The organism is Nocardia sp. CC201C (genome assembly GCF_030010695.1).
GTDB classification, from domain to species: Bacteria; Actinomycetota; Actinomycetes; order Mycobacteriales; family Mycobacteriaceae; genus Nocardia; species Nocardia otitidiscaviarum.
Genome location: NZ_JASCXP010000106.1, coordinates 1 through 18,449, shown reverse-complemented (window position 1 = coordinate 18,449; position 18,449 = coordinate 1). Strand labels below are relative to the sequence as shown.

Sequence of the window (18,449 nt, the reverse complement as noted above, 5' to 3'; positions counted from 1 at the left end):
CCCACGGCACCCCACCTCCGCCGCGAACCCTTGCCATTCACCGCAACCCTCCCGGAAAATGGATCGCATCCAGCCGTTTTCACAAACCGACGGTTCATCCGTTAAAGTTTTCGAGCAACACCGGTCCGGGTGGCGGAATGGCAGACGCGCTAGCTTGAGGTGCTAGTGCCCGTATTAGGGCGTGGGGGTTCAAGTCCCCCTCCGGACACCGCGCATTTGTAGCATGCCGTGCCGATGCCCAGCCTCTTCGCTAAGGCGCATCGGCGGAGGTTCCACGCATGATGGGACCTACGCCGCTAATCCCATATCGCTTTGGCGGACGAGTAGCAAGCACTCGCTGCTCCCGGGGCGAGCGTCGAGAGAACCCTGGACTTCTCGACTCAAAGGCGGCTGAACGATCTCGGAACGCGCAGTACGGCGGGGGTGGACCGGTCGGGTTGACTCGACGAGTGGATTTTCAGCCAGCGCCGGCGATTGTCACGACCCGGGGCGAGCGTCGGACCGGGGGCGAGCCTCGTCAGGTGCCCAGCCTCGTGTCGACGTGTAGTGGTGGTCGCGACGGGCAGGCTGGCAAACTGTTGGCAATCGCGATAGCCTGGTGTGCGCCTACGGTGCCGGCGCTTCCCCGGTCGGTGATCGTTTGCGAACTCGTCCAGACGGTCGTGGCGAAACTGTGACGCCTACACACATCTCGCGTATCTGGGCGATTTCGTGTACTGGGAGATGCTGCCCGGTACGGTCGGTATCCGCTGTGCCGTAGAGCTATGCGGGTGGTGGGGCGAACCGTTTGGCGTATCGGACGACGGGGGCGGATTCCATGCGGTCGACACCGTCCAGTGCGCCGATTCGGTACGAGACGTAGTCGAACAATTCGTCGGCGTTGCGGCACACGATGATCACGAACAGATTGTGGGTTCCGGTCGTCGCTCCCACGAATGCTGTTTCAGGGTCGCCGATCAGTGTGCGGGACACATCGACCAGATTCGTCGGGGCGACGCTCAGCCACAGCAGACATTGTTCGGTGAATCCCAACCGGATCGGATCGATTTCGACGTCGAATCTCAGGATGAGTGAACGTCGCAGCTCTTCCAGCCGACGTCGCACAGCCGACTCCGACCAGCCGACCGTGCGAGCCAGGGTGGGATAGCCGACGCGGGCGTCGGCCGCCAGCGCCGCCAGCAGTCTGCGGTCGAAGTCGGTGAGCTGGGCCGGCTCGGAGGTCGAGATCAGGGGGTAGTGCGGGGTCAATGCGGCGATCTGGTCGGGGGTCAGTGCGGAGGTGCGGCCGAGCCACGGGCGATCCTTCAGGTGTCGCAGCAGGCGCTGTGCGTCCACGTGGAGGATCTGAGGATGGCGGGCCAGGGGCTCCAGCGGCGCGGGACCGCCGTTCGCGGTGCGCAGCAGCAGGACCAGTTCGGTTCCGCTGGAGAGCGGAGTCACCCAGGCGGTATCGGGCCGGGCCGCGAGCACGCGCGCGACGCCCGCCGTCGCGTCAGGGGGTAACCGGAGCCGCACCAGCCATTCGGCGTGGCCGGTCCGTCGGCTGTTGAGGGCGGTGGTTATCCGTGCGGCGCGGGTCGAACGCAACCGCCCGTAACGGCGGGCGAGGGTGCGATCGGAGACATCGAGGATGTCGGCGATCTTGCTGAACGGGGCTCGCGCGTCGAGCTGGAGCGCATGCAGTAGTTGCCGGTCGAGGACGTCCAGCATGTCCGAATCCACCCAGACAGACTAGAACGGTGTCGGAATCCGGCGTGCTGCCGGTCCGTTGTGGTCGGAAGGCGGTCGGCGGCGCCAGCATCGGTGTCATGACGAACGACATCAACGGCATTCACCAAGGCGGCATCCTCACCCGAGATCTCGACGATTCGACGAAGGAGATCCGCCGATGAGAAACCGATACCTGGAGGGTGTTTTCGCTCCCCTCGAACAGGAGCACACCCTGACCGAGCTGCAGGTGATCGGCGACATTCCGGAATATCTGGATGGCCGCTATCTACGCAATGGCGCCAACCCGGTCGGAGAACTCGATCCGGCGTTCTATCACTGGTTCGTCGGGGACGGGATGGTGCACGGTATCCGCATCCGCGACGGCCGGGCCGAGTGGTACCGCAATCGCTGGGTCAGGGGACCGGAGACCTCGATGGTGCTGGGGGAGGCACACGTACTCGGCGACGGCGCGGTCGGGATCGGCGCCAACACGAACGTGATCGCGCACGCTGGGCGCACCCTCGCACTCATCGAGGGCGGTGGTACACCGGTCGAGCTGAGCTATGAGTTGGAGACCGTCGGGATCTGCGATTTCGGCGAGCAGGTCCGGGGCGGCTACACCGCCCATCCCAAGCGTGATCCGGACACCGGTGAGCTGCACGCGGTGTCGTATTCGTTCGATCGCGGAAATCGGGTGCAGTACACCGTCATCGGCACCGACGGACGAGTACGCCGGGCCGTTGACATCGAGGTCGCCGGCATGCCGTTGATGCACGACTTCTCCCTGACCGAAAACCACATCGTGCTGTACGACCTTCCGGTCACGCTCGACCCGCAAGAAATGGGGGGACTGTCCGATCAGGCTGGTGCGCTCGTCGGAGCGCCGATGCCGGAACCAGCACGGCTGGTGCTGTCGGCGATGCTCGGCCGGATCCGAGTGCCCGACCCGCTGGCCGCGCGCCGGACACGTGACCTTCGGCTGCCCTACGGCTGGAATTCCCGCTATCCGGCGCGGATCGGCGTCATGCCGCGCGCGGGCGGCAATGACGATGTGCGCTGGTTCGAGATCGAGCCCTGCTGGGTGTTCCACCCGATGAACGCCTACGACGACGGCGACACCGTGGTTCTCGACGTCGTGCGGTACCCGGTGATGTTCGACCGGGACCGGACCGGTCCCGAGGAGGCATCGCCGACCCTGGACCGATGGGTACTCGACCTCGTCGCGGGCACCGTCCGCCAGGACCGCGTCGATGACCGGGCACAGGAGTTCCCGCGCGTGGACGAACGCCGGGTGGGCCGTCGTCACCGGTTCGGCTACGCACCAGCGGTTGGTCCGGGCGCCACACCCGGATCCACCCTGCTCAAACACGATCGGCTTCATGGCACCACCACTGCCCGCTTCTTCGGAAGACACGCACGGGTGGGCGAATTCGTCTTCGAACCAGCGGCGCCTGACGCGCGCGAGGACCAGGGGGTGCTGATGGGATTCGTCCACGACATCGGCTCCGATCGCAGCGCACTGGTCATGTTGGACGCGGAAACGCTGGAAGACGTCGCCTCGATCGAGCTACCCCACCGGATCCCGGCCGGATTCCACGGCAACTGGATTCCGGGCGACGGGTGAAGACCACCGCATATCACCGGACGGCAGCGAATGCGGAGCGTTCACGCCGTCGACACTCGATCCCCATCCCTACTCGGAAGGAGTGAAAATGCTGGGCGGGGCGGTGGCGGGCCGGTCGAGCCGACCACGGCCGCGGTGGCCGCCGCGGCGACGAGGCCTTCTGGGGGCACGGCGCTTGCTGACAGGTGAGATATTCGGTGTGACAGCGATTCCCGCGACGACGCGCGGTACCGGGTGGAGGGACCATGGTCCTCGATGTGCTCGACCGAAGGCCGTAGCGGCACGAGGTCGCGGCGACCACGATGGTCGGCATGACCGGGTACGACGGCCTGGAGGCCGATGAGATCGTGGCTCGGCTGCTGGATTCGCCGGAGCCGTCGATCCGGTGGCGCGTGCTCACCCGGCTGCTCGGAACGCCCGCGGACGATCCCGCGGTGCGGTCGGTGCGGGCGGATATCGCTGTCAGCGCGCGGGTGCGAACGCTGCTGTCGGAACGTAGGGACGACGGGACGCTGCCGTTCCATCCGTACGGCGCCACGTGGTACGGCGCACATTGGGTGTTGGTCGCACTGGCCGAGCTCGGTTATCCCGGCGGTGACGAGTCGCTGATCCCGTTGCGGGAGCAGGCGTTGGGGTGGGTACTGTCCGCGGAGTACCGCACACGCCATATCGGACAGGTGCGGGGGCTGCCCACGCTGCATGCCTCCATCGACGGGAATCTGCTGTGGGCGTTGCTGAGTCTCGGGCTCGCCGACGAACGCGCCGAGGAGCTGGTGACCCGTCTGCTCGCCACCCAATGGCCCGACGGCGGCTGGAACTGCGACCGGCACGCGAGTGGGCGCGTCTCCTCGTTCGTCGAAAGTCTCATTCCGCTGCGCGCACTCGCGCTGCACGCTCAGCGGACCGGCCGGGAGGACAGCCGAGACGCGGTGGTCCGGGCCGGTGAGCCTTTCCTGAGCCGCCAGCTGTTCCGGCGCATCAGTGACGGCACCGTGATGGCGAAATCGTTTGTACAGCTGCATTTTCCATGCTACTGGCATTACGACTTCCTGTTCGCGCTCACCGTGTTCGCGGAGGCGGGGCTGATCACCGACCCGCGCTGCGCCGCCGCCCTCGACCTGCTGGAGTCCAAGCGGCTGCCCGACGGTGGCTTCCCCGCCGAAGCGCGCTACTACCAGGTTCGTGCCGCGCCCGGCGGTAGATACCGTTCGCTCGTCGACTGGGGGCCGACGGGTCGGCATCGGTTCAATCCGTGGGTGACCTGCGCCGCGCTGACCGTGCTGCGGGCGGCCGATCGCCCGCTCTCACGCATCGATGAAATGGTGGAACCGTGAGGATTTCGGCAGACGCGAGGATATCTGGTCCTCAGCCGGATCCGATATCGCCGCGATAGGCGAGTTCAGTACCGGTCGGCGCGCGACGACAGAGATGTCGGCGCGAATGATCATCGACCTCTTACGGGTAGCGCTCCCTGCCGCGCCCAAGGCGGAATCGCGAGATCGGTCATGTTGTGGCGGTGCGCGAGTCATGATGGAAGGCGAACATCAGCGCTGTCGGAGGTTGTGGTCATGCGCGAAGCGTCATCGGGGAACGTGGAGAGTTTTGTTCTCGGTGACGTGCTCGCGAATCGGGCCGTTACGCACCGGACCGAGCCGTTTCTCCGGTTCCACGGCGGGCACATCGGCTATGGCGAGGTCGATGAGATGGCCAATCGGGTTGCGCGGGGGTTGATTTCGTCGGGTGTGCGGCCGGGGGACCATATCGCGGTCATGCTGGGGAACTGTGCCGAGTTCGTGTACGTGATCTTCGCGTTGGCGCGGTTGCGGGCGGTGGCGGTGCCGGTCAATACCGCGCATCGAGGGGAGATGCTGCGGCATGTGCTGGTCGGCTCGGATGCCGTGCTGTTGATCGCCGACAGCGATTACGTCGAGCGGTTGGTTCCGTTGGCGCGCCGGGTGCCCGGACTGCGCACGGTGGTCCTCGGGCCGGCAGCCGCCGGAATGCCGGAGCGGGCCGACGATATCGGGGTGCCGGTGCTGCCGTGGTCGACCCTGCTCGATCACGGTGCGGAGCCGCCGCGCGTGGAGGTCGGCTTTCATGATCTCCAGGCCATCATGTTCACCTCCGGCACCACCGGACCGTCCAAGGGGGCGATGTGTTCGCACGCGCTGGCCTTGACCTGCGCGTACGATTCGCTGAATTATCTGGACCGGTGGGGGAAGTCGATCTATTGCCCGCTGCCGCTCTTCCACGCGGCGGGGCTGTGGGACGGGGTGCTCGCCGCGCTGCTGTGCGGTGGGTCGATCGCGATCGTGGACCGCTTTCACGCGTCGACGTTCTGGGACGATGTGCGCCGCTTCGACGCCGCCGTGGTGATGAGCGTGTTCTCGATGATTCCGATCCTGCTCAAACAGCCGCCGTCCCCGCGCGACAAGGATCATCCGCTCGAGATGTTCTATATGGGCAAGTCGAGTCTGGATGAGCCGCTGCACAAGCGATTCGGGGTGCGCTCGGTGGAGACCTACACCAGCACCGAGGCCGGGATCGCCACCGGCAGCCCGTACGGCCAGTGGCGGGTGGGTTCCTGCGGCACGGTGCACGATCGGCGGTTCCATGCCGCGGTGGTGGACGAGTACGACCGTGAGGTGGGGCCCGGCGAGCCGGGGGAACTGGTGCTGCGGCCGAAGCAGCCCTATGTGATCACCACCGGTTATCACAAGGCACCGGACGCGACCGCGCGGTGTTTCCGAAATCTGTGGTTCCACACCGGTGATCGGGTCTGGCGTGACGAGGACGGGTATTTCTTCTTCCTCGACCGCATGACCGACTCCATTCGGCGTCGCGGCGAATCGATTTCGGCATTCGACCTCGAATGCGAGGTGAATATGCACCCCGCGGTTCTGGAATCCGCGGCCATCGGCGTGCCGTCCGAACTCGAGGAAGAGGACGTCAAACTGGCCGTGGTGGTGCGTCCCGGCGCGCGACTCGACGTGGAGGAACTCGTCGAGTTCTGTCAGCGGCAGCTGCCCGGCTATATGGTGCCCCGCTATATCGAATTCGTGGACGCGCTGCCGCGTACGCCGACCGACAAGGTCGCCAAATACCGGCTGCGCGAACAGGGTGACCACGGCGTCACCGCCACCACCTGGGACCGGCAGGCACAACCGCCCGCCGCCCGGCCGACCACTCCCGGTGACCGCTGTGCACTGGGGTGATACACCGGAGCAAGCCGCATTCCGCGCCGAGGTGCGGGCGTTCATCGCGGCCGAATTCCCCGCCGAGTACCGGCCCGACCCGGATGCGCAGCACAGTCTGGAACCCGAGGACGTCTGGGGCTACAACTGGCCGGTCGACCGGGTGAGCGCCGATCCCGACCGGGCGGCCGGGGCGCGGCGGTGGGCAGCCGCACTCGCCGCCCGGGGGTGGATCGTTCCGCACTGGCCCGAGGAGTACGGCGGCGCGGGGCTGACCGCGGTGGCGGAGTTCATCCTGCACGAGGAGATGATGCGGGCCGGGGTGCCGACGGTGAACGGGATCGGCGCGTTCCTGCTCGGTCCGACGCTCATCGCGCACGGCACGCCGGAACAGCGGGCGCGACACCTACCGCCCATCGCCAGCGGTGAAAGGACCTGGGCACAAGGCTTTTCCGAGCCCGGCGCGGGATCGGACCTGGCGTCGCTGCGCACCCGGGCGGTGCGCGACGGCGACGACTACATCCTCGACGGGCAGAAGGTGTGGACCTCGCTGGCCCACTGCGCCGACTGGCTGTTCGTGCTGGTGCGCACCGACCCGGACGCGCCGAAGCACGCGGGCATCACCTTCCTGCTGGTGGATACGGCCACACCCGGTGTGACCATCCGGCCGATCACCGATATCCGCGGCGACACCCCGTTCGCCGAGGTGTTCTTCGACGGCGCGCGAGTGCCGGTGCGCAACCGGGTCGGGGCCGAGAACCGCGGCTGGTACGTGGCGATGGACGCGTTGAGCTTCGAACGGGCCGGCATCGGCGCGACGGTGAAACTCGAGCGGGCGCTGACGCGACTGGTCGAGCAGGTGCGCGCCGACGGCGGCTCCGCGGTGCTGCGGCATGAGATCGCGCGTCGCTATATCGAGCTGCGGGTCCTGTACAACCTTGCCAGGTATACGGTTTCGCGTCAGGCGCACGGCGGCGTGCCGGGTTACGAAGCATCGGTGAATCAGCTGTTCGGAGCGGAACTGGCGCAGCGGCTGGCCCGCACCGGCACGAAGGCGTTCGGCGAACTCGCCCAGCTGACCGCGCCGGGCGAGCGGCATCCGCTGGCCGCCGAATTCACCCGGCTGCGATTCGACGCGGTGGCCGCGACCTTCCTCGGCGGCACCACCGAGATCCAACGCAATGTCATCGCGACCAGAGGTTTGAACCTACCGAGAAAATAGTCCCCCGGGAGAAGGTGCCGATGTACGAAACCCTCGACGTGACAATCGAAGAACGCGTGGCCTGGCTGACGCTCAACCGCCCGCAGAAACTCAACGCCCTGACTCCCACCTCCATGGCCGAACTGCGCGAGGTGTTCACCAGGGTGGACGACGACGAGGACGTATGCGTCGTGGTGCTGCGCGGTGCGGGCGATCGCGCGTTCTGCGCCGGTATGGACCTGGGCTGGTCGGAGGGCCTGACGCCCAAAGAGCGGGTCGAACAGGGCCGTCTCGGTGAGAAGACCTTCGCCATGATGGAGCGGCTGTCGATTCCGGTCGTCGCCGCCGTGCACGGTTACGCGGTCGGCGGCGGGCTCGAACTGGCGCTGGCCGCCGACTTCATCGTCTGCTCGGATGACGCGAAGCTGGGACTGGTGGAGATCACGCTCTCGGCTCGCCCGCCCTACCAGCCGAAATACATGAACGGCGGCGCGGACCCCGACCAGCCTGCCGTCGGCGGCTCCGCGCCCGGCTGGGGTGGGGTGAAACGGCTGCCGGAACGCATCGGCAAGGCCCGCGCCAAGGAACTGCTGTTCACCGGCATCCAGGTGGACGCGCAGCGGGCACTGCAACTGGGGCTGGTGAACAACGTCTTCCCGGCCGCGGAATTCGACAAGCACGTGGGCGAACTGGCCGAGCGGATCGCCGCCATGAACCGCTACAACCTGCGGCTGGTCAAGGAGTTGGTGTCCAGCGGCTACGACTGGATCGAACCGCACCCGAGCTGAGGAGGCGCCGTGCGCATCTACCGAATCGACCACATCGCCCAGCTGGTGCCCGATCTCGCCGCCGCGACGCGGAAATTGGAGGGGCTGTTCGGCTTTCGCCGCACCAGCAGCTGGGACAACCCCGAGCAGGGCGTCACCGGGGTGCGGCTGACGGTGCCCGGCAGTTGGGGGCAGGACTGGGTGGTCATCGCTCCCTCCGGTGACGACTCACCGCTGCACGCCGCACTCGAGCGGCAGGGCGGCCGACCGGCCGTCCACCACATCGGCGTCGAGGTGCCCGACCTCGAGGCGGCGCGCGCCGAACTGCACAAGCTGGGGCTCGAACCGGCCGACGGGCCGGGCTGGATCGAGTCGTCGCTGACTCCGCCCGAGGACGGGCCGGGCGTGCGTTTCCGGCTGCGCGGGCCGGGCACCCTCGCCCTGGTCGGTGACGAGCACGCCACCGCCGCCACCCCCGCCGCCGCGACCGGACCGACGCTCGGCATCGTGGCGATCGACCATGTCTGCCAGGCGTTTCGGGACCGCGAGGTGCTGGCGAACTGGTACGCCGAGCTGGCCGGGTTCGTGCCGGTGTGGAAGACGCCCATCGACGAATGGCCGGATATGGCCGACCTGGTGCTCACTATCCCCGGGTCGGCGATCTGCTGGGAGATCATCCAGCCGCGCGGCGAGGACTCGTTCATCGACCGGTTCCTGGCGAAGAACGGTCCGGGCGTACACCATGTGACCTTCCAGGTGGCCGAGTGGGACGCGGCGCTGGCCGCCTGCGAACACCATCACACGCCGACCTTCGACCACGATGCGGGCGTCACCGACGGTGCGGCGTGGCGGCACACCTTCATCCACCCCAAGCACGCCGGTGGCGTACTCGTGCAGCTGTTCTGGGAGGAGCGGCCGGGTGTCTGGGTGCGGTCGGACAAGATCCCGGCGAACAGCTGATGGACCTCACCCTGACCGAGGAGCAGGAGCTGATCCGGTCCACCGCCCGGGAATTCCTGAGCGCGGCCGAGCTGTCGGGGAAGGTCTGGACGGCCGAGCCGTCGGGGAAGGTCTGGACGGCCGAGCCGTCGGGCAAACTCTGGACGGCCGAGCCGTCGGGCAAACTCTGGACCCGGATGGTCGAACTCGGTTGGGCCGGGCTGCCGTTTCCGGAGGAGTACGGCGGGCTCGGGGCCGGATTCCTGGAACTGTGCCTGGTGCTCGAGGAGATCGGCCGAGCCCGGGTGCCCAGCCCACTCGCGGCGACGGTGGCCTGCTGCGGGATGCCGGTGATGCGGTACGGCACCGCGGCCGAACGCGCCGCCTGGCTGCCCGCGATCACCGGCGGACGGCTGCTCACCCATGTCGAAGGCATTGCGGCGCAAGCGGGAACGCTGCACGGCACGGCGATGTTCGTGTCGCACGCCGACATCGCCGACACCCTGCTGGTCGTCGCGCACGCCGACCGGCCGCTGGCGGTGCTGATCGATGGCGCGACACCGGGAATCAGCCGCGAGCCGCTGGCGGTCGTGGGCGACGAATCGTATCGGGTGAGTTTCGACCACGTGCCGATCCCGGAGGGGGCCGTGCTCGCGGCCGGATCCGAGATCGCCGCCGCCATCGCCGCCTACGGTGCGGCGGCGACCTGCGCGGAGATGGTGGGTGGTGCGCAGGCGGTGCTGGATATGACGGTCGACTACGCCACCCAGCGCGAACAGTTCGGCCGGCCGATCGGCGCTTTCCAAGCCGTGCAGCATCATTGCGCCGATATGGCCGTCGAGGTGCTCGGTGCGCGGCTGCTGGCCTACGAGGCGATCTGGCGGCTGGCGGCCGGGCTGGACGCGTCGACCGAGGTGGCGCTGGCGAAATCGTGGGTGTCCGAGGTGTACCAGCGGGTGTGCGCCACCGCCCACCAGGTGCACGGCGCCATCGGGTTCACCGCCGAACACGGACTGCACCACTACACGCGGCATGCGATGGCGTGCGCACTCGCCTTCGGCGACACCGACCACCATATCGGCACGATCGTGCGGCACCTCGGTATGGGCGACTGACCCGGCCGGGGCCGCGACACCCGTCGGTCTCCGGGGCCTGCCAGGTGTTTCGCCTCCAGCCGGAACAGGTGTCGAAGGGGGAGTGGCGAGCGGGTGGTTGCAGTACCGTCGGTGGGCAGCGCCCGAACGACAGAAATGCGGTCTCCCATGATTGCTCGGCACGGCGGCGAGCGGCCGCCGATCCTGTTCCTGCACGGCGTTTTCGGGCGTCCGGCGCTGCTGCGCCCGTGGCTCGACCACTTCGAGCGGGCCGGTTTCGACTGTGTGGCACCGGCGCTGCCCGGACGCGATCCGGTCGATCACGCGGTACTGCGCCGCACCGGTATTCGCGACTGCGTGGAGGTGGCGCTGGCCGCCTACGACGACCTCGGCGAGGACGCCATCGTGATCGGGCACAGTATGGGCGGCCTGATCGGGCAGCGGGTGGCGGCCGCGCGGGCCTGCCGCGCCCTGGTGCTGCTGGCGTCCATCCCGCCCGGTGTGCTGTGGCCGCAGCTCCGGTCGCTACCGCATCTGTTCCCGGTGCTGCCCGCCGTGCTGGCCGGGCGATCGTTCCTGCCGAGCGAGCGCACCATGCGTGCGGTGCCGCTCAGCACGCTCACCCGTGCGGAGCAGGAACGGATTGTGCCGCAACTGGTTCCGGACTCCGGGCGAATCTTCCGCGCCATGACCCTCGGGCTGCCGTCGGTCCGGGTCGACGCCGCGGCCGTCACCTGTCCGGTGCTGTCCGTCAGCGCGGGCGCGGACCGCAATGTCGCGCCGTGGATATCGGCGCGCATCGCGGCCCGCTATCGAGCCGAGCATCAGCGGCATCCCGGTCTGCCGCACTGGATCATCGCCGAATCCGCGGTGCCGCGGGTCGCGCCGCCGGTCCTGCGGTGGTTGCGCGACACCCTCGAACTGCCGGAGCAGCCGGGCAGCGCGATGTAGCGCGAGCAGCCGGACAGCGCGATGGGACCCCGGGCCGTTCGGCCTGTGATCAGGGGATGACGACCGGTTCGGGGTCGGCTGCCGGGTCGTCGGCCCAGCGGTGACCGGCCTCGCGCGGGGTGATGCCCGCATCGGTCCACGCGGTGAGCAGTTGCGCGACCTTGCTGTGCATGGTGGTACGCAGGCGGTCGAACGACGTCTCCGGGATGTCGTCGACCTGGCCGAGCAGCAGCCACCACGCCCAGGCGACGGCTCCGGCGTTGGCGACGAAGTCGGGGAGCACCGGGATGCCGCGGGCGGCGAGCATGGCCTCTGCCTCCGGTGTGGTGGCGGCGTTCGCGGCCTCCACGATGACGCGGGCCCGGACGTCGAAGGAGTTGTCCGGGGTGATCGCGTACGAAATCGCCGCCGGGACAAGGATATCGACATCGGCCGACACGATCGCGGTGCGCGGCAGCCGCTCGATGTCGGCGGGCAGCCGGGAGCGGTCGATCTCACCGAAACCGTCGCGCAGCTCCAGCAGCGCCGGGATGTCCAGGCCGCCGGGGTGGTGCAGGGTCTCGGCGGCGTCCGCCACCGTGGTGACCCGCATGCCGGCCTCGTGCAGGTAGTAGGCCGCCGCACCGCCCATGGTGCCGACGCCCTGGATGGCGACGGTGGTATCGGCGGGGGCCCGGCCCCAGGAGACGGCGGCGGCGAGGCAGGCGTGCGCGACACCGTAGCCGCCGATCACGTCACCGAGTGCGAATCCGCCTTCCACCCGTGCGTTCAGGCCGTTGCGGACCCGTTCCAGGGTGGCGGCCGGGTCGGCGGCGCGCCGGATGGCGGCGTGATAGCTCTGACCAAGGCCGAGTCCGGCGAACACCTCGTCGATCAGGTGCTGCGGTACGCCCAGATCCTCCGCGGTCACCCAGTGCGCGTCGATCCACGGCCGCATGGCCGCGCAGAAGCGCTCCAGTACGCGCGGGGCGCGCGGGTCCTTGGGGTCGAAGTCGATGCCGCCCTTGGCGCCGCCGATCGGCAGGTCGAAGGTGGCGGTCTTGTTGGCCATGCCGCGCGCCAGATCCTCGACCTCGCTCAGTGTGCAGCCCGCCCGCATCCGGGTGCCGCCGGTGGCCAGGCCCGAACGCAGGGTGTGGACGACGAGGTAGCCGACCGCGCCGGTCAGCGAATCCGTCCACTGCATGCGCAGATACGGTTCGGGCCGGTGCGGTGTCGGTGCGACCGGCACCGGGGAGATGGTCGGAACCGGCTGTGTCGTCATCGGGACGCTTCCGCCCGGGTTCTGCATTGTCGTCATGACGAACCACCTCCTCGTCGTGCTCGTGTCGGTCATCACCGCCTACAGGGAACGCCACGTTGCGTAGTCGCGAGTCCGGGGCTTCGTGATCGCTCTCCTGATCACTCGCGTGCCACCAGAGTGCGGTCCCACCTGCCCGCGCGTCCATTTACGGTTCGTTCACGGGAGTATTCAGCGTTCCTGCACAGCATTTAGGCTCGGTCCCATGGACCTGTCTCTGCCCCGGCTGCGGATGCTGCGCGAATTGCACCGCCGCGGCACGATCACCGCGGCAGCGGCCGCCCTGCACTACACCGCGTCGGCGGTCTCGCAGCAGCTCGCGCAGTTGGAACGCGATGTGGGCACCCGGCTGTTCGAACGGCGGGGGCGGCGCGTGCAGCTCACCGACCTGGGCGTGGTGCTCGCCGAGCATGCCGAGGAGATCCTCACCTCGGTGGAACGCGCGACCCAGGCGCTCGAGGAGGCCGGTGAATCGGTGACGGCCAAGCTCACCGCCGGGGTGTGGGCGTCGGTGGCGGCAGGACTGCTGCCCGACGCGCTGACCGCGTTGGCCCGCACCCACCCGGGCATTCTGGTGCGGACGCGGGAACTCGCCCCCGAGGCGACCGCCGCGGCGGTGCGCGACGGCGCGCTCGACCTGTCGTTCGTCATCGACTACTCGAATTACCCGACGACGTGGGACAGCGGGTTGCAGCGCACGGTCATCGCGGTCGAACGGCTGTATGCGGCCGTGCCCGCGGGGGCGGTGCCGTCGGCCAGCGTCACATTGGCCGAACTGGCCGAGCACCCGTGGATTCTCGCGCCCGCGCGATCCAATTTCGGGCATGCGGCCCGGCTGGCGTTCCAGGCCGCCGGGGTGGCACCGCGCATCGACCACGAGGTGGAGGAACAGGCGACGGCCCTGGCCATGGTCGCGGCCGGTCTCGGCGTCACCCTCGTCTCCGACCTGGGCTTGGCCCTGCGCCCGCCGGGCGTGGACATCGTCGCCCTCGGCGACGCCCTCACCCGCACGGTCTCACTGGCCTACCGCACCAACACCGCCCGCCGCGCCGCCCTCCTGCTCGTCGTGGACGCGATCCGAACCGCCGCGGCCGAGAAGGGCCTGGGCGCCGACAGCGCCCCACCCGACACGGAACCCGCACCCCCGCCCGTATCCAACGGCAAGGGCCTCCGCCTCGGCTGATCGGCCACTCGCCCGGTCACGGATTCGGGCGTAGGTATCCGTTGTCGACGCGTGCCATGACGGTCTCGGGTTCGAGAGCGTCACGGTCGCCCATCTTCAGTTGCAGCCGGTCGCCGTACCACCGTACGGCGCGCACGAACTCCGCCCCGGCCGCGCCGCCACGCGGGTCAGCCTGCGACGGCGGCTTGCTCCAGGGTGGCGAGGTCGATCTTCTTCATGGACTCGAGGGCCTTGTTGACGCGGTCGGCGCGGGCGGGGTCGGTGGGGTCGGCGAGTTCGTAGTAGCGCTTGGGGGTGATCTGCCAGCTGACGCCGTATTTGTCCTTGAGCCAGCCGCAGGGGCCTTCCTGGCCGCCGTCGGCGGTGAGGGCGTTCCAGTAGTGGTCTACTTCGGCCTGGTCTTCGCAGTCGATCATCAGGGAGATCGCCTCGTTGAACGACCAGTCCATCTTGCCGCCGTTGAGGGCGGTGATCCGCTGGCCGTTGAGTTCGAATTCGACCAGCATGGTGTCGCCCGCCTTGCCGGGGAAGGCGTCACCGTACGGGACGACCGAGGTGATCTTCGAATTCTTGAAGATGGCGGTGTAGTAGCGTGCGGCCTCCTCGCCCTCGTCGTCGAACCAGAGGCAGATACCGATTCCACTCATCGTGACCGTTCCTTACTCGGTGCTCGGGTAGGTGCTGTTATGAGTTCGGACGGGTGGGGAGTCCGAAACTCATCGGTGGGCGGCCCGGTCGACGAGACCGCACCGCGCTATCTCGTGCTCCGGAACCCGGTCGATGCGGTAGGCGGCGTAGTGCGGCGACCGGTGGATATTGCGCAGGAATCGGTCCACGGTGAGCGGGGCGCGAGTGGCGGCCAGCAGGTCGCGGGTCTCGGGGCAGGTCAGGGCGGTGGCGATGCGGGACACCCAGCCGACGGTGACGGCGAGGGCCGCCGACAGCACGGGGGAGACGCGACGTGGTTCGGTTCGCGCGGTGGCGGATTCGAGCGGCAGCATCATGACGGGCAGCAGCAGGCAGAACAGTGGCGGCAGCAGCGTGCGGCCGTGCATGAAGTCGCCGCCGACGCGGATCTGATAGGCGAGCAACAGCATTCCGCTGCCGAGCAGGAGGGTGACCACGGCGGCCGGGGTGCGCAGCCGTGCCCGGTATCGGTGCACGCGTTCGCGTGGTGTGGGTCTCGCGGCGGCACCCGGCTCGGAGCGCCCTGCCCGTGCCACCAGGATCGCAGCCGTGCCCAGCACCACCAGTGGTAGCCACAACCAGTACGGCCCGATCAGATTCCAGAGGTAGTCCAGGCCCTGCCGCCACTTCGCCCCGCCCGCGTCCTTGGCGACGGCCGTGTTCGGGTACGGCAGACCGTAATAGCCCATGCGCCAGATCTGGTAGGACAGTGGCACCGGGCCCGCCGCCACACCGATCAGCGCGCGGGACGCCCACGGCCGCAATCGGATTTCCGGCAGTGGAGCGCAGCAGATCATGAGCAGGGCCAGCGCGCCCACCACCGCCAGCTCCGGCGCACCAGGGGAGCCAGCCCCGCGAGGAAGGACAGCGCGAACAGTGTTGCCGGAGACGGCTTGTCGGCCTGCGACCAGCGAATCATCCACCACCACAGCACGGCCAGCCAGCAGATGACGAGGCTGGACTCCAGGCCGGAGGTGGCGTAATCACGAGCTGGTGGCACCGCGATGTAGACGACGGCACCGGCGGGCAGCAGCAGCCGGGATCCGCTGCCCCACAACCGCGCCGCGCCCAGCATCGCGAACATCATGGCCGTCGCCGACAGGATCAGCGCGAGGCCGAGCACCACATACTCCAGCCGCACCTGCGTCATCCAACCGAAGAACCAGACGAGGAAGGTCCAGGCGGTACTGGTGTTGACCTCGACGCGCTCGCCGGCGTTGAAGACCGGCCCGTTGCCGGCCAGCAGATTGCGGACCGTGCGCGGCACCGTCAGTCCGTCGTCGGCGATCCAGCGCCGCTGCCAGCCGCCGATCACGAAAAGCGCGGTGGTGACGGCAATTCCGTTGATGGTCAGCGTGCGAGACGGTCGAGCCGGGATGCGGGCGGGGCCGCGGTCGCCGCGGTCCACCGCGGGCACGAGGGCGATCGTCACCGGCTACCGCGTGCGGTACGGGAGCCGATCGCACACCCGCCGCGTGGTGACATCCGCCGTGGCAGCTCGCGCATGGATCTCCCCCATCGATACGGGCGAAGGGTATCGCGCGGTCCGCGTCGGATCCCACCCCCGAATCCTGGGGTCTGGCGGACCGCGCCTCGGCCGGTGGTGGCTACACGCGGTGGCGCATAAGCGATGTCGGTGCTGGTCCGGCGGTGGCACCGCTCACCTCGGTGGTTCGCAATGGGTTTCGCCATGCGCGTCGGGGGCTGCGCGGCGGAGTAGGCGGGCGATGAGGGGGACGGTGGCGACCATGATCAGCAGGCGGATGGTTTGCACGCTGGTGATCAGGGGCATGTTGGCGCCCATGCCCTCGCCGGTGGCGAGGACGGCGTTGATGCCGCCCGGGGTGGTGGCGAGGTAGAGGTCGGAGAGTTTCAGGTCGACGCAGCGCGACAGCAGGGAGGCGAGGGCGGTGACGGCGGCGGAGAGGGTGGTGACGGCCAGCAGGATGCCGGGGATCATGCGGGCCATCTCGGTGATGACCGCGCGGGTGAAGCGGGATCCGACCTCGAGGCCGATGAGGATGAACAGCAGTTCGCGCAGCAGGTTGGTGGGGGCGTAGCCGTGGCTGTGGCCCAGTGCGGTGAGCGCGGCCGTGAGCAGCATGGGGCCGATCAGGCTGGGGCTCGGGATGCGCAGTCGCCGGCCCAGGCGGATGCCGATGACGCTGAGCAGCACGGCGGTGCAGAGTCCGGCGATCTGGTCCCCGCGGCCGACGATCATCCAGTGCGGCAGTTCGGCATTGGTGACCCGGCTGGCGAGCCGGACGGTCTGGCCGCCGGTGTCGTCATCACTGAGCAGCGCGGTCACCAGCGGTGCGCTGACCGCGACCAGCATGACGCGCAGGTACTGCATGAACGCCACCTGTCGGGGATCGGCGTCGAGTTCGTCGGCGCAGGACACCACCGCGGCCGACCCGCCCGCGAGCAGGCCCAGGACGGCGGTGGGCAGCGCGACCCTGGTGCAGCGCGCGAAGAGCAGCGCGACCAGCACGCTCACCAGCAGGGTGGCCGCGGTGACGCCCAGCACCGGCAGCATGGCGGTGCCGATGGCCGACAGCAGCGGCAGTTCCAGATAGCTGCCCATGAGCACGCCCATCAGTGCCTGCACGCCGACGAACACCTGCCGGGGCAGCGGTCGGGGCAGTCGCCCGGTGAGCGCCAGTCCCGCGCCCGCGGTCAGTCCGAGGACCATCTGGGCGGCCGGGAAGCTCACCCGCTCCAGTAGTTCGGCGAGGGCGAGCAGCACCGCCAGCAGTGCCGCCCAGGCGATGGCGTGACCGTGTACGCGGAGGACCGTGTCGAATTTACCGGTGAATTTCATAGCGGAATCCGCCCAACCTGTTCCCAGGTAATAGCGGTGATACTGTTCGCGTCGTTGGAAACCGTTCACCCGCTGTTTGTTCGGAGGTCGGCTTATTTCGCCGAGTACGCGGAAACGGTACTACCGAACAGGAGTTTCTGTCCAAGTGGAATGGCTTGAACCCGAGTTGTTCGCATTTAATCTCGTTGCGAACGAATTAAACGCCCGAATTGTCGAATTGGGTGAATGAATCGAAATCGACCCAATAAAAGTAGCTGAATATTAGCCGATGGGGAAGCTTGTCGGCTGCGCGGCGGGTCCGATCCGGTCCCGTGCGGATGTTTCCGACGGATGACACCCGTGAATCGCCTCTTGTAGAACTCTACGAACTGCCGGTCCGTGACCGCCGTGGTCTTCGGTCTTCCATCTCTAGCTGATCGCAGGCGGTGTGCTGTGTACTCCACGGAAGAGTTTGCAACAGCGAGGAGTAACCGTGACCGCACAGATCCGAGAGCAGAACATCCAGGAGCTGGAACGCGCCTGGATGGACGAGGCGATCCGGTTGGCCACCAGTAGCGTGGCGAACGGTGGCGGTCCGTTCGGTGCGCTGATCGCCAAGGATGGCGAGGTGGTCGCCATCGGGCACAACCAGGTCACCTCGACGCTGGATCCGACGGCACACGGCGAGGTGACCGCCATGCGGGCGGCGTGCCGGGAGCTGGGAACCTTCTCGCTGGAGGGCTGCGTACTGGTCACCTCGTGTGAGCCGTGCCCGATGTGTCTGTCGTCGGCGCTGTGGGCCAGGGTCGACCGGATCGTCTACTCCGCCGATCGGCACGATGCGGCGCTGGCCGGATTCGACGATCGCAAGTTCTACGATCTGTTCGAGAAGAAGCCGGAGTCGATGTGGCCGACCCGGATCGAGCAGTTGGATCTGCCGAATCGGACGGCTCCCTTCGACGCGTGGCTGGCCAAGGCCGACCGGATCGATTACTGATC

Annotated in this window: 17 protein-coding genes and 1 tRNA gene; 12 read left to right on the top strand and 6 right to left on the bottom strand. The window is 68.3% G+C overall.

Annotated features, from left to right (window positions below; genetic code table 11):
• The first annotated feature begins 123 nt into the window (after nt 1-123).
• Nucleotides 124-208 (top strand) — tRNA-Leu (locus tag QK444_RS13895).
• A 554-nt stretch (nt 209-762) separates the two neighbouring features.
• Here QK444_RS13895 and QK444_RS13890 read toward each other — a convergent pair.
• Complete coding sequence (locus tag QK444_RS13890; protein WP_282780401.1) at nt 763-1,722, bottom strand: Lrp/AsnC family transcriptional regulator; 960 nt, start codon at nt 1,720-1,722, stop codon at nt 763-765.
• A 17-nt stretch (nt 1,723-1,739) separates the two neighbouring features.
• On the opposite strand from QK444_RS13890, the gene QK444_RS13885 reads away from it, so the two are divergent.
• From QK444_RS13885 to QK444_RS13845, 9 genes are all read left to right on the top strand, one after another.
• Complete coding sequence (locus QK444_RS13885) at nt 1,740-1,892, top strand: hypothetical protein (protein ID WP_282780399.1); 153 nt, start codon at nt 1,740-1,742, stop codon at nt 1,890-1,892.
• The gene (locus tag QK444_RS13880) at nt 1,889-3,334 is read left to right on the top strand and encodes a carotenoid oxygenase family protein (RefSeq protein ID WP_282780397.1); all 1,446 of its coding nucleotides are present in this window, start codon (nt 1,889-1,891) and stop codon (nt 3,332-3,334) included. Before QK444_RS13885 ends, QK444_RS13880 begins: the two co-directional genes overlap by 4 nt.
• A 311-nt stretch (nt 3,335-3,645) precedes the next feature.
• A complete protein-coding gene (locus tag QK444_RS13875; protein ID WP_282780395.1) occupies nt 3,646-4,668 on the top strand; it encodes a hypothetical protein in 1,023 nt (340 codons plus the stop codon).
• Nucleotides 4,669-4,839: 171 nt separating this feature from the next.
• A complete protein-coding gene (locus QK444_RS13870) occupies nt 4,840-6,549 on the top strand; it encodes an AMP-binding protein (RefSeq protein ID WP_349239528.1) in 1,710 nt (569 codons plus the stop codon).
• Nucleotides 6,536-7,750, top strand: coding sequence for an acyl-CoA dehydrogenase family protein (locus tag QK444_RS13865; RefSeq protein ID WP_282780391.1), 1,215 nt, complete (start codon nt 6,536-6,538; stop codon nt 7,748-7,750). The genes QK444_RS13870 and QK444_RS13865 overlap by 14 nt, the downstream gene beginning before the upstream one ends.
• 20 nt (nt 7,751-7,770) lie before the next feature.
• Nucleotides 7,771-8,517, top strand: a complete 747-nt coding sequence (locus QK444_RS13860) for an enoyl-CoA hydratase/isomerase family protein (RefSeq protein ID WP_282780389.1) — start codon at nt 7,771-7,773, stop codon at nt 8,515-8,517.
• Nucleotides 8,518-8,526: 9 nt separating this feature from the next.
• Nucleotides 8,527-9,456 carry a VOC family protein gene (locus QK444_RS13855; RefSeq protein ID WP_282780387.1) on the top strand — a complete coding sequence of 310 codons (930 nt, stop codon included), beginning with the start codon at nt 8,527-8,529 and terminating at the stop codon, nt 9,454-9,456.
• Nucleotides 9,456-10,550: an acyl-CoA dehydrogenase family protein gene (locus QK444_RS13850; RefSeq protein ID WP_282780385.1), complete on the top strand. Its 1,095-nt coding sequence runs from the start codon at nt 9,456-9,458 to the stop codon at nt 10,548-10,550. The genes QK444_RS13855 and QK444_RS13850 overlap by 1 nt, the downstream gene beginning before the upstream one ends.
• Before the next feature lie 147 nt (nt 10,551-10,697).
• The gene (locus QK444_RS13845; RefSeq protein WP_282780383.1) at nt 10,698-11,480 is read left to right on the top strand and encodes an alpha/beta fold hydrolase; all 783 of its coding nucleotides are present in this window, start codon (nt 10,698-10,700) and stop codon (nt 11,478-11,480) included.
• 49 nt (nt 11,481-11,529) lie between these two features.
• Here QK444_RS13845 and QK444_RS13840 read toward each other — a convergent pair whose 3' ends face one another.
• Nucleotides 11,530-12,744 carry a Glu/Leu/Phe/Val dehydrogenase dimerization domain-containing protein gene (locus QK444_RS13840; protein ID WP_282780381.1) on the bottom strand — a complete coding sequence of 405 codons (1,215 nt, stop codon included), beginning with the start codon at nt 12,742-12,744 and terminating at the stop codon, nt 11,530-11,532.
• Between the two features lie 241 nt (nt 12,745-12,985).
• On the opposite strand from QK444_RS13840, the gene QK444_RS13835 reads away from it, so the two are divergent.
• A complete protein-coding gene (locus QK444_RS13835; protein WP_029929622.1) occupies nt 12,986-13,963 on the top strand; it encodes a LysR family transcriptional regulator in 978 nt (325 codons plus the stop codon).
• A gap of 167 nt (nt 13,964-14,130) precedes the next feature.
• On the opposite strand, the gene QK444_RS13830 is transcribed toward QK444_RS13835, so the two are convergent.
• The 4 genes from QK444_RS13830 to QK444_RS13820 all read right to left on the bottom strand — a co-directional run bounded on the left by QK444_RS13830 (nt 14,131) and on the right by QK444_RS13820 (nt 17,471).
• Nucleotides 14,131-14,610 (bottom strand): VOC family protein, encoded by a 480-nt coding sequence (locus QK444_RS13830; RefSeq protein WP_282780377.1) that lies wholly within the window; start codon nt 14,608-14,610, stop codon nt 14,131-14,133.
• Between the two features lie 69 nt (nt 14,611-14,679).
• Nucleotides 14,680-15,471, bottom strand: a complete 792-nt coding sequence (locus QK444_RS36470; protein ID WP_349239527.1) for a hypothetical protein — start codon at nt 15,469-15,471, stop codon at nt 14,680-14,682.
• Nucleotides 15,444-16,082, bottom strand: coding sequence for a hypothetical protein (locus QK444_RS36465; RefSeq protein WP_349239526.1), 639 nt, complete (start codon nt 16,080-16,082; stop codon nt 15,444-15,446). The genes QK444_RS36470 and QK444_RS36465 overlap by 28 nt, the downstream gene beginning before the upstream one ends.
• A gap of 228 nt (nt 16,083-16,310) precedes the next feature.
• Nucleotides 16,311-17,471 carry an AbrB family transcriptional regulator gene (locus QK444_RS13820; protein ID WP_282780375.1) on the bottom strand — a complete coding sequence of 387 codons (1,161 nt, stop codon included), beginning with the start codon at nt 17,469-17,471 and terminating at the stop codon, nt 16,311-16,313.
• A gap of 472 nt (nt 17,472-17,943) precedes the next feature.
• On the opposite strand from QK444_RS13820, the gene QK444_RS13815 reads away from it, so the two are divergent.
• Entirely contained in the window at nt 17,944-18,447 is a 504-nt protein-coding gene (locus QK444_RS13815; RefSeq protein WP_244961755.1) for a nucleoside deaminase, read from the top strand.
• The last annotated feature ends 2 nt before the right edge of the window (nt 18,448-18,449 follow it).